The 11,598-nt window shown below is 67.0% G+C and carries 22 protein-coding genes; all 22 read left to right on the top strand.

What is annotated here, in order from left to right:
* Positions 1-309: a hypothetical protein gene (locus ABE438_RS14600; RefSeq protein ID WP_346503373.1), complete on the top strand. Its 309-nt coding sequence runs from the start codon at positions 1-3 to the stop codon at positions 307-309.
* Positions 306-836, top strand: coding sequence for a host-nuclease inhibitor Gam family protein (locus ABE438_RS14595; protein WP_346503372.1), 531 nt, complete (start codon positions 306-308; stop codon positions 834-836). The genes ABE438_RS14600 and ABE438_RS14595 overlap by 4 nt, the downstream gene beginning before the upstream one ends.
* Before the next feature lie 11 nt (positions 837-847).
* Complete coding sequence (locus ABE438_RS14590; RefSeq protein ID WP_346503371.1) at positions 848-1,066, top strand: hypothetical protein; 219 nt, start codon at positions 848-850, stop codon at positions 1,064-1,066.
* 1 nt (position 1,067) lies between these two features.
* The gene (locus ABE438_RS14585; RefSeq protein ID WP_346503370.1) at positions 1,068-1,391 is read left to right on the top strand and encodes a hypothetical protein; all 324 of its coding nucleotides are present in this window, start codon (positions 1,068-1,070) and stop codon (positions 1,389-1,391) included.
* A 9-nt stretch (positions 1,392-1,400) separates the two neighbouring features.
* Positions 1,401-1,673, top strand: a complete 273-nt coding sequence (locus ABE438_RS14580; protein ID WP_346503369.1) for a hypothetical protein — start codon at positions 1,401-1,403, stop codon at positions 1,671-1,673.
* Between the two features lie 259 nt (positions 1,674-1,932).
* Positions 1,933-2,604, top strand: a complete 672-nt coding sequence (locus ABE438_RS14575) for a regulatory protein GemA (protein WP_346503368.1) — start codon at positions 1,933-1,935, stop codon at positions 2,602-2,604.
* Positions 2,601-2,912, top strand: a complete 312-nt coding sequence (locus tag ABE438_RS14570; protein ID WP_346503367.1) for a hypothetical protein — start codon at positions 2,601-2,603, stop codon at positions 2,910-2,912. Before ABE438_RS14575 ends, ABE438_RS14570 begins: the two co-directional genes overlap by 4 nt.
* Positions 2,909-3,241 (top strand): LexA family protein, encoded by a 333-nt coding sequence (locus ABE438_RS14565; protein WP_346503366.1) that lies wholly within the window; start codon positions 2,909-2,911, stop codon positions 3,239-3,241. Before ABE438_RS14570 ends, ABE438_RS14565 begins: the two co-directional genes overlap by 4 nt.
* Positions 3,238-3,579, top strand: a complete 342-nt coding sequence (locus ABE438_RS14560) for a hypothetical protein (RefSeq protein WP_346503365.1) — start codon at positions 3,238-3,240, stop codon at positions 3,577-3,579. The genes ABE438_RS14565 and ABE438_RS14560 overlap by 4 nt, the downstream gene beginning before the upstream one ends.
* 223 nt (positions 3,580-3,802) lie before the next feature.
* Positions 3,803-4,237: a Mor transcription activator family protein gene (locus ABE438_RS14555; RefSeq protein WP_346503364.1), complete on the top strand. Its 435-nt coding sequence runs from the start codon at positions 3,803-3,805 to the stop codon at positions 4,235-4,237.
* 94 nt (positions 4,238-4,331) lie between these two features.
* Positions 4,332-5,084, top strand: coding sequence for a peptidoglycan recognition protein family protein (locus ABE438_RS14550; protein ID WP_346503363.1), 753 nt, complete (start codon positions 4,332-4,334; stop codon positions 5,082-5,084).
* Positions 5,085-5,109: 25 nt separating this feature from the next.
* Positions 5,110-5,613 (top strand): hypothetical protein, encoded by a 504-nt coding sequence (locus ABE438_RS14545; RefSeq protein ID WP_346503362.1) that lies wholly within the window; start codon positions 5,110-5,112, stop codon positions 5,611-5,613.
* Positions 5,610-6,020 carry a hypothetical protein gene (locus ABE438_RS14540; RefSeq protein WP_346503361.1) on the top strand — a complete coding sequence of 137 codons (411 nt, stop codon included), beginning with the start codon at positions 5,610-5,612 and terminating at the stop codon, positions 6,018-6,020. The genes ABE438_RS14545 and ABE438_RS14540 overlap by 4 nt, the downstream gene beginning before the upstream one ends.
* Positions 6,020-6,415 (top strand): hypothetical protein, encoded by a 396-nt coding sequence (locus ABE438_RS14535; RefSeq protein WP_346503360.1) that lies wholly within the window; start codon positions 6,020-6,022, stop codon positions 6,413-6,415. Before ABE438_RS14540 ends, ABE438_RS14535 begins: the two co-directional genes overlap by 1 nt.
* The gene (locus tag ABE438_RS14530) at positions 6,415-6,780 is read left to right on the top strand and encodes a DUF2730 family protein (RefSeq protein WP_346503359.1); all 366 of its coding nucleotides are present in this window, start codon (positions 6,415-6,417) and stop codon (positions 6,778-6,780) included. Before ABE438_RS14535 ends, ABE438_RS14530 begins: the two co-directional genes overlap by 1 nt.
* Positions 6,777-7,091 (top strand): hypothetical protein, encoded by a 315-nt coding sequence (locus ABE438_RS14525; protein ID WP_346503358.1) that lies wholly within the window; start codon positions 6,777-6,779, stop codon positions 7,089-7,091. Before ABE438_RS14530 ends, ABE438_RS14525 begins: the two co-directional genes overlap by 4 nt.
* A 7-nt stretch (positions 7,092-7,098) precedes the next feature.
* Positions 7,099-7,602 carry a DUF1804 family protein gene (locus ABE438_RS14520; RefSeq protein ID WP_346503357.1) on the top strand — a complete coding sequence of 168 codons (504 nt, stop codon included), beginning with the start codon at positions 7,099-7,101 and terminating at the stop codon, positions 7,600-7,602.
* Positions 7,599-7,883 (top strand): hypothetical protein, encoded by a 285-nt coding sequence (locus ABE438_RS14515; RefSeq protein WP_346503356.1) that lies wholly within the window; start codon positions 7,599-7,601, stop codon positions 7,881-7,883. The genes ABE438_RS14520 and ABE438_RS14515 overlap by 4 nt, the downstream gene beginning before the upstream one ends.
* A complete protein-coding gene (locus ABE438_RS14510; RefSeq protein WP_346503355.1) occupies positions 7,880-8,236 on the top strand; it encodes a hypothetical protein in 357 nt (118 codons plus the stop codon). Before ABE438_RS14515 ends, ABE438_RS14510 begins: the two co-directional genes overlap by 4 nt.
* The gene (locus ABE438_RS14505; protein ID WP_346503354.1) at positions 8,233-8,496 is read left to right on the top strand and encodes a winged helix-turn-helix domain-containing protein; all 264 of its coding nucleotides are present in this window, start codon (positions 8,233-8,235) and stop codon (positions 8,494-8,496) included. The genes ABE438_RS14510 and ABE438_RS14505 overlap by 4 nt, the downstream gene beginning before the upstream one ends.
* Positions 8,496-10,160 (top strand): phage terminase large subunit, encoded by a 1,665-nt coding sequence (terL, locus tag ABE438_RS14500; protein WP_346503353.1) that lies wholly within the window; start codon positions 8,496-8,498, stop codon positions 10,158-10,160. The genes ABE438_RS14505 and terL overlap by 1 nt, the downstream gene beginning before the upstream one ends.
* Entirely contained in the window at positions 10,157-11,533 is a 1,377-nt protein-coding gene (locus tag ABE438_RS14495) for a phage portal protein family protein (protein ID WP_346503352.1), read from the top strand. The genes terL and ABE438_RS14495 overlap by 4 nt, the downstream gene beginning before the upstream one ends.
* The last annotated feature ends 65 nt before the right edge of the window (positions 11,534-11,598 follow it).

Raw genomic sequence — 11,598 nt, 5'->3', positions numbered from 1 at the left:
ATGACCGACTGGAAGGAACTCCAGCGCGCCATGGGCAGCAGCGAGCGCATGCGCCGCGCCGCCGGCGACGCCTCGCCCGACATCGTCGGCGACGGGATCGTGGCCGCCCTCGATCGCATGAGCGGGCGCGGGCTCGACCAGGACCTGCGTCACCTCGCCGGCCAGGTCCGCCGCCAGCAGCAGCTGCCGCGCGATCCGCGCCGCGACCACCGCTTCTTCACTCACCTCGAATGGGCGCTGCGCGACCTCGCCATCCGCCCGCTCGAACCGCGTCTGCTTCCCACTCGACCGACAGGAGATCAGCTTTGACCAAGCTTCGGACCAAGACCATCGGCGCCAACCTCCCGGTGCCGCAGAACCGTGACGACGCGGCCCGCGCCGTGCGCGAGATCGGCGACGATCGCCGCCGGCTCGCTCGCCTCGAGGCGGACATGAACGACCGCATCGCCAAGCTGAAGCAGCAGTACGAACAGCAGGCGGAGCCGGTTCGCGAGCGCATTTCCGGCGCGACCGAAGGGCTCAAGATGTGGGCCGAGGCGAACCGCGCCGCGCTCACGGGCGGCGACAAGACCAAGACCGTCGACCTGGGCACGGGCGAGGTCAAATGGCGCCTGCGGCCGCCCAGCGTTCGCGTGACCAAGCTCGACGACGTGCTGAAGCGCCTGCGCGATCTCGGCCTGTCGAAGTTCATCCGCGTGAAGGAGGAGGTCAACAAGGACGCCCTCCTCGCCGAACCGGACGCCGCGCGCACGGTTGCCGGCATCTCCATCGGCTCGCCCGGCGAGGACTTCATCGTCGAACCCTTCGAGGCGGCTCTGTCCGCCCCGTCAGCGTGAGGGAGGGGCTGATGAAGTACCTGTCCCTCAGCGTCTCCACCGACGACATCTCATCTGGCCTTTACGGCGATGGTGATGTCCTCGCCGATCTATTCAATGAGGTCGCCTTGCATGGCGAACTTAGCGATCGCGTCTGCCGGGAATTCGCAGAGAACCTTGATCACGACGGCCGGAAGCTGCTGAAGCAACTGCTGGATGCCGTCGACAGGCACGACGCGGAGGGCCGCTGACATGGCCCAGCCCTCCGATGATGCGATCCACCTCGCGATCAACACGCTGACCCATCACGCGGCCGCCAATTACGTTCGCCAGGCCCAGCAACTTCATGCTGACGGAATGGCTGCGTCTCTCGCCACATCCATGGTGCTGGACGCCGCACTGATGGCCGCAGCGTCCTTTCTGCAGACTGCCGTCCACACAGGCTTCGTCGACGTCAAGGCGCCGATCCCCGACATCCTGCGCGAGCGCCTGAGCGCAGCGCTGAACCTGCCGACACGCCTCTTTCCCCAACGAGCGGACGGGTCCTTCGACCCTGTCGGCCACGATCTTCACTGAGAGGATGCCATGTCCCGCCAGGTGTCTTTCAAGGGCAACACGCTCATCCTCAACGACGAGGCACCGGCGCTGAAGGTCGGAGATCGCGTGTCCTTCGTCGTGATCGACTGGATGGAAGGCGAGCACCCGCTTACGGGCGAAGTCGTTTCGATCGGCAACCCGCCCGACATCGCGCGCGTCCGGATCGGCGCGAGCCTGACCCGCGACATCGTCTTCGAGGTGCCGGCCGCCGCTCTGACGGTGCTCGCGCCCGTCGTCCCGCTCGGCGGGAGGGCGCGATGACCGTGCTCCTTTCACGCGCTCGGCCGGGCCAATGCCGGTGGATCGTCTGCGAGCCAGTCGAGGCCCGCCGAAATGAGCCCCGAGACGTTTTCGGCGGACGCCGTATCTGCGGCGAGCCCAGCTCCTGGCCGACCTCCTACTGCGCCGCGCATCGGCTGCGCGTCTATGACCACGCCCCGGCCGTTCGCGCCGGGCGGGATGCCTCCAGGCGCACGGCCTCTCCGATCGAGCCACATGGCGACCTGGTGGAGCTGTTCAGATGATCGCGCTCGCTCTCATCAGTCCTGCACAGCTCCGGGCTATCCACTCGCTGAAAGGCAAGGCCCGGCTCGACGATGCTCTCTATCGTGACATGCTGCGGCCGTTCGGCGTGGTGTCGTCGAAGGAGCTGACGACCGGCCAGGCGGCGCAGCTCATCGACAGGCTGCAGGCGGCGAGCCCGCGACAGCAGCATCCGAAGGCGGTGGCGATGACCGGTCGCTATGGCGCGAAGATCCGCGCGCTGTGGATCTCGGGCTGGAACCTCGGCGTGGTCCGCGACCGGACCGACGAAGCTGCCTGCGCCTTCGTCGAGCGTCAGACCGGTGTCCAGCGCACCGCCTGGCTGACGGATCCTGCGAAGGGCCGCGCCGCCATCGAGGCGCTGAAGGCCTGGCTGGCGCGAGAGGCCGGCATCGAATGGCCATCCGGCCATGACGCGGAGGTCAGCGACCACAAGAGGGCGGTCCTGATCGCGCAATGGGGGCGCCTGGTCGATCTCGGCATCGTCCATCCCGGCGCGACACGCGTCGGGGGGCTGCTGACCATCGTCGAAACCCAGCTCGGCTGCGAGCTCGCGTCGCTCAGCGATCCGCGCATCACCTCGGCCGATCTGGACAAGGTCTCCACCGTGCTCGGCCGGCGGATCCGCAAGGCGAGGCCAGCGCGATGAAGATCTCGCTCAATCTGCAGATCGACGCGGTCCGCTTCGCCGAAACGCGCCAGCGTGCGCTGTGCGGCGGTGGCTCGATCAAGGATGTCCGGCGGCCGCAGGAGCGCGAATTCAGCTTGCAGGCCCTCGGTGCGGCCGCGCGCTCGCTGGAGGTGCTAAAGGAGCAGGCCGACGAGATCCGCGCCTTCCTGCGCCTGCCGGCCGAGGCACGCGAGGCTGTGCTCAGGCACGGCGAGACGATGGCGAGCATGTGCCTTCAGCTGGCACAGCGTGAAGCGGTCGCCGCAGCCGGAGGGCCGCGGCGATGATGGGGCTCACCAGTCGGCAGGCCGAGTGCCTGGCATTCGTCCGCGCCCGCATCGCGGACCGCGGCACGCCGCCTTCCTATGACGAGATCCGCGCCGCTCTTCGGCTGTCGTCGAAGGCCGGCGTCTTCCGCCTGGTCGCGGCGCTGGTCGATCGCGGCCATCTCATCAAGATCCCCGGTGCGCCGCGCTCGCTCGCATTGGCGGCCGAGCCGATCACGCCGGCGATGGAGCAGGACCTCGCCTTCTTGTCGCGGCGCACCGGCAAGAGCCGGGGCCAGCTGCTCGCCCAGGCGGTCAACGAGTTCATCGACCGACAGGTGCGGCCATGACGAAGATCGCACTGCCTCAGAGCTGGCGCGACCTTTCGCACGCCGAGTTGGTCGCCTTGCTGAACCATCGTCTCACCTTCTTCTCGAAGGCCGACTTGCTGTGGGCGAAGTACACGGTGGCGCAGGCCAAATCCGACGGCGCTCGCGACGCTGAACAGTCCGCCTGGCAGGCCGAGCGGGAAGCTTTCGATGCCTGGATGGGAAAGCGCGATAGCAAGTCCCTTGCGGCCTACGAGCGCGCGAAGGCCAGCTATCAGCGCGATGCAGCAGCCATGAAGCGGGCAGAGGCACGCGAGGCTCTGCTGTGGAGGATGTGCAACGCCGAGATGGAGGCGTGACCGTGGCCAGCTCCTCAGCCTCCGCTCCGCTTGTCCTCGTTCCCCTCCTGCAATGGCGTGAGGCCGCGGCTCTTGCCGAGTTGGAACGGGAGCGAGCCAGACTGAGGGCGCGCATCGGCCGCCTGCCGAAGTGCAGCCATCGACGGATCGTCCTGGCGGCCGAGCTGCAAGCACTCACCCATCGCTATCTCGCCAAGCTTGTCGAGCTGCGCAGGAGCGCACCATGATCCTTGCCAGCACCAGCGGCCTTAGGCCGGAAGACGTGGCCGACAGCATCCGGGTCGTCTGCGAGCAGTTCGGGGTCGAGGCGGCCGTTGCTCTCGTGCGCGAGTTCGGCGGCACCGAAATCTACATTCCGGCGGATTGGCGTGAAGACCACCCGCTCAACATCGTCGGCGAGGATCTCGCGAAGGCCCTTTGCAATCTCATCGGCGGGGCGACGGTCGTCATCCCCAAGGAGCTGATGACCTCGGAGGCGCGCCATCGCCGTGCGCGTGAGCTGGCCGAGCGTGGTTGCAAGATGTCCGAGATCGCCCGCGCACTGCACTTGACAGAGCGGTACGTCTACAAGCTCTTGAGCGCAGAGCCGAAATCGCGCCGCAGTAAAAGACGTTTCGTCGACCCGCGTCAGATCAGCTTTTTGCCGCATGAAGACTAGGCCGGAAGCGGCTCTCACCTGTCCTTGACACCTCGCGCATCGCGCTCGAACCGCGACATGGTCCCTCTCGCATCTTGCGACCGGGACCAGCGCCATGACCCTCCTCGACGCCCAGCGCATTCTGAAGCAGCTCGGGTTCTATTCCGGTAATCTCGATAGCGACTGGGGCCAGCTCAGCCGGGCCGGCGCTCGCGCGTTCCAGGCGTCGCGCGGCCTGCGTCAGACCGGCCTGCTCGACGAGGCCACGACTGTCGCGCTCGCGCAGGCCGCGCCGGCCTGGGCGGCCGCCTCGGTCAACCGCTCGCTGCGGACCATTCCGGCGGCCTGGCTGCCGAAGGCCCGGATGCGCCGCATCCATTTTCATTGGACGGGCGGCACGTACAAGGCGTCGGCTGGCGACCGCAAGCACTATCACCTCCTCATCGACGGCGACGCCGGTCTCGTGCGCGGGACGCCCTCGATCGCGCTCAACGTCGCGCCGATCGACCTGAAGTCCGCCTATGCGGCCCACACGCTCAACGCCAATGGCGACGCGATCGGCGTCGCGGTCTGTTGTATGGGCGGCGGCCAGGTGTCGGAGAGCCCGTTCAGGTCCGGCGCCTATCCGATGACGCGGGCGCAGTTCGAGATGATGGCGCGCGTCGCCGCTGATCTCTGCCGCTTCTACGACATCCCGGTCGGCCCGAAGACCACCCTGTCCCATGCAGAGGTGCAGCCCAACCTCGGCATCCAGCAGCGCGGCAAATGGGACTTCACGCGGCTCTCCTTCGAGCCCGGCCTGATCGGCGCCAAGGCCTGCGGCGACCGGCTGCGCGCGGCCATCACCAGCTTCCTCGCCCAGGCCTGACGGCCGCAACTCAGGAGTGCCCACCTTGCGTCTCATTCTCTTCATCGGCCTAGCGATGCTGTCGATCGTGCAGAGTTCGGCCTTTGCACAGTCGACCAGCGTCGACCTCGGCCCGACGCTGGTCGGCGCGCTCGACTATCTCGGCACGGTCATCGCGGCCGGCATCGCTGTGGCCATCGGCATGATCAGCGCCCGCGTCTATGCCTGGACGGGCGTCAACATCGAGGCGCGCCATCGTGAGGCGCTGCACTCCGCGATCATGACCGGCGTCAACGCCGGCCTCGCCAAGGTCGGCGACGCGATCGGCGGCAAGGCGATCGACGTCCGGTCCACCGCAGCCGCGCAGGCCATCAACTACGTGCTCGGCGCGGTCCCGGACGCGGTCCGCTTCTTCGGCCTCACCGATAGCCGGATCCGTGAAATGGTCATGGCGCGGCTCTCCCAGCTGGATCGCGAACGGTTCGGCGGGGCGTTGATCGCCGACTATGCAGAGTTCGCCCCGATGAAGATCGAGGCGGACGGCCGATGATCGTCCGGGCCTTCTCGCCGCTCGTCAGCTTCCTGCGCTGGGTCTTCGGACCCTGCGCCCCGTGGCTCGATCTCGTGCTCGCCTTCCCCGCGCTCTGCTGGGCTGCATTGCTGATCGCCCGGCCGGAAGTGTTCGAGCGCGGCAACTGGGCCAAGATCGGCCTGCTGCCGAGCGAGGCCTGGCTCGTCATCATGGTCGGCCTCGGAGCCGTCCACCTCATTTGCGTGGCGCAGCGGCTGCACAGCCTCCGCATCGTGGCCGCAGCTGGCAGCGCCTGGTGCTGGCTTTTCATCGCCTATGTCATCGGCCGCAATGGCATCACCCCCGGCACGATCCTTCATGCCGAGCTGGGCCTGATCGCGCTGTTCGGCGGGCTCCACCTCTACAGCAGCCCGAGGAGGCCGTGATGCCGAGCGCTGACAACGTGCTGCGCATCGTCGAGGCAACAGGGCCTGTCGGCGCCGCCATCGTCGCCATGCTGCTCGGGCTGGCGCTCGTCGTGCTGATCTTCACCAAGGTGCGCAGCATGCTCGCAGCTGGTCGCGCCGAACAGCAGGCTACCGAGTTCCAGGACCGCCTGATCAAGGCGCTTGAAGCGCTGACCGCATCGGAAAGCTCGCTCCGCGCGCAGGTCCAGTCTCTCCTGATCGAGAACGCGGCCCTGCGCGAGAACCTGCGCGAGCTGACCGCCAGCGTCGACCTGCTGCGTGCGCAGATGCGTCGGATGATCGGCCAGATGCGTGCCGTCCAGGAGGGGCGCCTCGCCGCCGACGCGCTCGACCTGCCGCAGGAGCCGACCTGATGGACTTCAGCTCCGATCTCTCTGTCGCCGTCGCCATCGCCGCCGCGCTGGGCTTCCTCTTCATCGGCGTTCTGCTCGGCGGCCGGCGCGAGCGCATGCCGCAACCGGCGGGGTCGGCTGCGTCGACCGACGCGCGGCTGCTCGCAGTCGAGAACCGCCTGGTCGACGCCGAGCAGAAGCTCAACAAGATCTCGATCGAGATCCAGCATCTGCCGACGGCCGAAACAGTGGCCGGGATGGCGGTGAAGATCGCCGAGATCGGCGGCGACGTGAAAGCCCTGCAGTCGAGCGTGCAGGCCACCAACCGGCTGGTCGAGCGCATCGACCAGTGGCTCCTCTCCAACAGCAAAGGCTCCGCCCAATGATCCGCCGCGAGAAGAGCTATGCCGAGAAGGACGCAGAAGATGCGCGTCTCGCCATCCTGAAGGAGCTGTCGAACCAGACTTCGGGCTCGATGAGCCTCGAACAGATCGTCTCGGCGCTCGGCGACTGGGGTCATCGCAAGGGCGACACGGAAGTCCAGCAGCTCCTGAACGATCTGCTGCAGGTGCGCGGCGTCGCGCTGTTCCAGACCGGCGTGCGCCTGATCGCCGAGATCACCCGCGAGGGCCTGAACCATGTGGCCGGCCGCGAAGCGCTGGCCAAGGTCAAGAAGCCCTTCTCCTCGCTCGACTGAGGCAACCATGGCGCACGACGACAAGACCAGGCGCGACGCCCGCAAGCTCTTCGTCTTCCAGCGTCAGAGCGTGCCGACCATCGCGGTGGCTCTGACGGTCTCCGAGGCCACGATCCGGCGCTGGAAGGCCGACGCGAAGGCCGCCGGCGATGACTGGGATGTCGGCCGCGCAGCGAACACGATCGCCGGCGAGGGCATGGAGGTCCTGGTCTCGACCGTGATCGAGGACTTCGTGATCCTCTACCAGGCGACGATCGAGACCGTGAAGGGCGATCCCAACATCGCACCGGCCGAGCGCGTGAAGATGATGGCGAGCCTCGCCGACGCCTTCCACAAGACGATCTCGGCCGCCGGCCGCGTCTCGCCGAAGATTTCCGAGCTGGGCGTCGCCATGGACGTCCTCAAGCGCCTCGCCGACTTCACCCGTCAACATCACCCTGACCGTGCGGCCCTCCTGCTGGAGGTGCTGGAGCCGTTCGGGACGCATCTGTCGGAGGTATACGGATCATGAGGAGGCTTCTTGCCGGCGATCAGGCCGACCTCGATCGCGATGTGCTCTGCGCCGTCACCACCCGTAGCCAATCGATGACGTATGTCATCAAAAACACCCTTCAGATGAACTGGAAAGGCGCCTATCGCGACTGGAAAGGTCTGCGCACCGCGCAGGTTCTCGCAGCCTGCCGTCGCTTAGAGCAGCGCGGATATCTGACCGAGGTCCCGAGCAGCTACGCCGTCCAGAAATGCTGGGACGCGACCGACACCGGCCGCCGCCATGTTGGGGTGGCGCTATGAGCGCCGCCGCAGAAGCCATGTTGCGTGAGATCCGACGAAGAGCGATCTTTGGTCCCGCTCTGGCTCTCAACGATCTGCTTGTTCTGTCACAAGTCGTGGCTGGACCGGGCGCAACCCGCCGGGTTCGCCACGGCAAGCGCGGAACCACCTACTCCGTCATCGGCACCGGCAGTATCCAGACAGGGAGCTGGACCGAGGAGGCGATTGGCCAAGACGAAAGCGGCGCAAACTATTGCGAGCTTCAGTCGGTCGATATGGCCCAAGTCGTCGTCTACCAATCCGAGGGTGACGGATCGCTGTGGGTGCGCCCCGCGGACGAGTTCGAGGATGGTCGCTTCGAGGATTTGCCGTGACGACGATCCTCCGCGTCAAGATCGGCTGCCTCTCGCGCGATGAGAGCGCGGCGCTGTTCCTGCTGGCCGAAACGCCAATGGCGACGTCGCATATTCAGCGGAAGGTCGGATTGCCTGACGTTCCGGCGGCTCGACGCATGCTCAAACGTCTTGAACGGCAGGGTCTCGTCGAGACTGCGCGGCGCTGGCGACCCGGTGATATTCACTGGTGGCAGATCACGGATGCGGGGCGCTCTGCGATCGACAAGGTGGTCGGCTGATGGCGACCTCGACGAAGCTTACGCCACACGCCTTCCGCGAAGCCGTCGCCGGCCTGCAGGACCAGCTTCGCCGCCGGATCGAGGCGGAGGTTTCAGGCTTCCCGGCCGACGAGACGGCGCGGCAGGAGCGCGTCGCCAAGGTCAAGGATCTCGACACCGGCTATCGCTTCTTCGTCGAGACCTACTTCCCGCACTATGTGAAGGAGCGGCCGAACCTGCTGCATGAGCACCTGTTCGAGCGGCTGCCGGCGATGATCCGCGATGCCCGGCCGCGCCGCCGTGGCGCCCGCCTGGTCGAGATGGCGCCGCGCGGCTCGGCGAAGTCGACCATGGGCACCCAGCTCTTCACGCTGTGGTGCGCCATCATCCGCGTGAAGCACTTCATCATCATCGGCATGGACGCCTATGAGCAGGCGGCCCTCATGCTGGAGGCGATCAAGATCGAGCTGGAAGACAATCCCCGGCTCCTCATGGACTTCCCCGAGGCCTGCGGCGAAGGCCGGGTCTGGCGCGAGGGCGAGATGGTGACCCGCACCGGCACGCGTTTCCAGGCGGTCGGCTCGCGCCAGAAGGTGCGCGGCCGCCGCCATGGCCCCTATCGCCCGGATCTCGTCGTGCTCGACGACATCGAGAATGACGAGAACGTCCGCAGCCCGGATTTCCGCCAGAAGCTGGAGACCTGGGTGCTGAAAGCCGTCGAGCCGCTTGGCCCGGCAGATGGCTCGATCGACATCGTGGTTTTCGGCACGCTGTTGCACCACGACGCGGTGCTGAAGCGGCTCGGCGACCGCAAGGGCTGGGAGCTCCACACCTTTCGGGCCGTCATGGAATTCCCGGTCCGCATGGACCTATGGGACGCCTTCAGCGAGATCGCTCAGAACGACGACAGCGACGACCACGCAGAGGCTATCGCGTTCTATGACGCGAACCGCGAGGCGATGGACGAAGGCGCGGTGCTATTCTGGCCGGCGGTGAAGACGCTGGTCTCGCTGATGCTGCGGCGGGCGATCTCCGAAGACAGCTTCATGTCGGAGGATCAGAACGATCCGGTGGCCGAGGGCTCGCCCTTCAAGAGCATCACGTTCTGGGTCAGCAGGGTCGCGGCGTGGCAGTTGTTCGGCGTTGTGGACCCGTCGCTCGGCAAGGCCGGCAAGGGCCGCGACCCGTCCGCGATCCTCGTCGGCGGGTTCGACCGCACCACAGGTATCCTGGACGTCGTCGAAGCCTCGATCCGCAAGCGCCTGCCGGACGTGATCTGCTCAGATGTCATCGCCATGCAGCGCGAATACAACTGTGCGCTGTGGGGCGTCGAGAACATCCAGTTTCAGGAGTTCCTGCGCACCGAGATTATGACCCGCGCAGTCAAGCAGGGCGTCGCGCTGCCGGCGACGCCCATCACCCCGATTGCAGACAAGGCGCTGCGGATCGAGAGGCTGCAGCCGCCGATCGCAGCCGGTCTCATCCGCCTGCATGCATCGCAGAAGACGCTGCGCGAGCAGCTGCAGCAATGGCCGCACGCAGCCCATGACGACGGCCCGGACGCACTTGAAATGCTCTGGTCGCTTGCTGTGCGCCAGGGCACGGGCGGGCTCTCGGCTGGTCTGGTCGGCGCGCCCGGCGGCGCTCGGCCGGCACGCACCACGGACGGATACCGCCTGTCATGAAAAAGCCCCGCAACCGGCAGAAGCAGGCCGCCCAGCCCGCAGGTGAAGGACGCAAGAACATCCCGGCCCCCGGCCGGACGCTGTTCGCGCATGCGCGCAACGACATCACCATCCCGCACTACGGCAGCGCCCTGCGCCCGACCGACGACATCCTGGTCCGTCGTGGAAAAGGCGTCGAGCTGTACCGCGAGGTGCTGCGCGACGGCCGCGCCTACACCGTTCTGCAGAAACGCGCTCGGGCTCTGATCGCGCGCGACTGGCTGGTCGAACCCGCCAGCCAGGACCCTGTCGATGTCAGGGCGGCCGAGTTCGTCGAACGCATGCTGGACCGGCTCCCGTTCGATCAGATCACGCTGTCGCTCCTGGACGCGACGCTGATGGGGTTCTCGACCTGCGAAATCGTCTGGGAGCGCGATGGCTTTGAGGTCATGCCGTCGCTGGTCAAGAAGATCGACCAGCGACGGATCAGCTTCGATGTCGACTGGCAGCCGCGGCTCCTGACGATGGAGCACATGCTGGACGGTCTGGCGTTTCCCGAGCGCAAGATGATCGTCCATCGCTTCGACGAGCACGATGGCTCCGATCCGTATGGGTTCGGGCTCGGCCGCATTCTCTTCTGGCACGTGCTCTTCAAACGCGAGGGTGTCGGCTTCTGGATGAAGGCGCTGGAGCGCTTCGCCGTGCCGCTGCCAGTCGCGAAGTATCCGGCCGGCACCCTGCAGGCGGACCAGCAGCGCCTGTTGGATGCTCTGTCCGGCGCGATCGCCGGCGGCGCTCTTGCGGTCCCGATCGGAACCGAGGTCGACTTCGCCAAGGCCGCGCTCTCGGGAACCCTGACGCACGAAGGCTGGTGCAGGTATTGGGACGAGCAGACGGCCGAGACGGTCCTCGGCGAGACCCTGACGACCAATATGGGCGGCAATGGCTCTCGCGCTGCGGCCGAGACCCATCGCGACGTCAAGGACGAGCTGATCGACGGCGATGCGGACCTGATCTCGGCGACCCTGCAGGCCAGCCTGGTGCGCTGGGCCGTCGAGTACAACGTCCCGGACGCCCATCCGCCCTTCGTCACCCGGCCGCGCGCCTCCAACGTCTCGGCCGAAGAAAAGGCGAAGTCGGCACGGGCCGAGCGCCAGGCCAAGGATCTCGACAACCTGTTCCGGCTCCGGCGCGAGGGCTTCGGCCCGAAGGAGATCGAGGCGACCCTGTCGGAGATCATGGACCGCCGGCATCCGGCGAAAGTGGATCGAGCATGTGCGCGGCGTCATCGACCAGCTTCTAGCGGATGGCGGCGATCTCGCCGAGCTGCCGCAGCGCCTCCTGGAAGCCTATCCCGAGATCGAAGTCGACGAGCTGGCGGACCTTATCGGTGACGCGTTCGCGCTCGCCGAGCTGAAGGGCCGCTCGGACCTGCTCGACGAGGTTGCGGAGTGACCGC

It is taken from the genome of Allobosea sp. TWI1241, assembly GCF_039673065.1.
GTDB lineage: Bacteria > Pseudomonadota > Alphaproteobacteria > Rhizobiales > Beijerinckiaceae > Allobosea.
This window is presented reverse-complemented; position numbering and strand designations above follow the sequence as displayed.

Bases quoted from the DNA above. Each gene is read 5' to 3' on its own strand.
- ABE438_RS14600 (WP_346503373.1), top strand. From the start codon at position 1: ATGACCGACTGGAAGGAACTCCAGCGCGCCATGGGCAGCAGCGAGCGC.
- ABE438_RS14590 (WP_346503371.1), top strand. From the start codon at position 848: ATGAAGTACCTGTCCCTCAGCGTCTCCACCGACGACATCTCATCTGGC.
- ABE438_RS14585 (WP_346503370.1), top strand. From the start codon at position 1,068: ATGGCCCAGCCCTCCGATGATGCGATCCACCTCGCGATCAACACGCTG.
- ABE438_RS14580 (WP_346503369.1), top strand. From the start codon at position 1,401: ATGTCCCGCCAGGTGTCTTTCAAGGGCAACACGCTCATCCTCAACGAC.
- ABE438_RS14575 (WP_346503368.1), top strand. From the start codon at position 1,933: ATGATCGCGCTCGCTCTCATCAGTCCTGCACAGCTCCGGGCTATCCAC.
- ABE438_RS14570 (WP_346503367.1), top strand. From the start codon at position 2,601: ATGAAGATCTCGCTCAATCTGCAGATCGACGCGGTCCGCTTCGCCGAA.
- ABE438_RS14565 (WP_346503366.1), top strand. From the start codon at position 2,909: ATGATGGGGCTCACCAGTCGGCAGGCCGAGTGCCTGGCATTCGTCCGC.
- ABE438_RS14560 (WP_346503365.1), top strand. From the start codon at position 3,238: ATGACGAAGATCGCACTGCCTCAGAGCTGGCGCGACCTTTCGCACGCC.
- ABE438_RS14555 (WP_346503364.1), top strand. From the start codon at position 3,803: ATGATCCTTGCCAGCACCAGCGGCCTTAGGCCGGAAGACGTGGCCGAC.
- ABE438_RS14550 (WP_346503363.1), top strand. From the start codon at position 4,332: ATGACCCTCCTCGACGCCCAGCGCATTCTGAAGCAGCTCGGGTTCTAT.
- ABE438_RS14540 (WP_346503361.1), top strand. From the start codon at position 5,610: ATGATCGTCCGGGCCTTCTCGCCGCTCGTCAGCTTCCTGCGCTGGGTC.
- ABE438_RS14535 (WP_346503360.1), top strand. From the start codon at position 6,020: ATGCCGAGCGCTGACAACGTGCTGCGCATCGTCGAGGCAACAGGGCCT.
- ABE438_RS14530 (WP_346503359.1), top strand. From the start codon at position 6,415: ATGGACTTCAGCTCCGATCTCTCTGTCGCCGTCGCCATCGCCGCCGCG.
- ABE438_RS14525 (WP_346503358.1), top strand. From the start codon at position 6,777: ATGATCCGCCGCGAGAAGAGCTATGCCGAGAAGGACGCAGAAGATGCG.
- ABE438_RS14520 (WP_346503357.1), top strand. From the start codon at position 7,099: ATGGCGCACGACGACAAGACCAGGCGCGACGCCCGCAAGCTCTTCGTC.
- ABE438_RS14515 (WP_346503356.1), top strand. From the start codon at position 7,599: ATGAGGAGGCTTCTTGCCGGCGATCAGGCCGACCTCGATCGCGATGTG.
- ABE438_RS14510 (WP_346503355.1), top strand. From the start codon at position 7,880: ATGAGCGCCGCCGCAGAAGCCATGTTGCGTGAGATCCGACGAAGAGCG.
- terL (WP_346503353.1), top strand. From the start codon at position 8,496: ATGGCGACCTCGACGAAGCTTACGCCACACGCCTTCCGCGAAGCCGTC.
- ABE438_RS14495 (WP_346503352.1), top strand. From the start codon at position 10,157: ATGAAAAAGCCCCGCAACCGGCAGAAGCAGGCCGCCCAGCCCGCAGGT.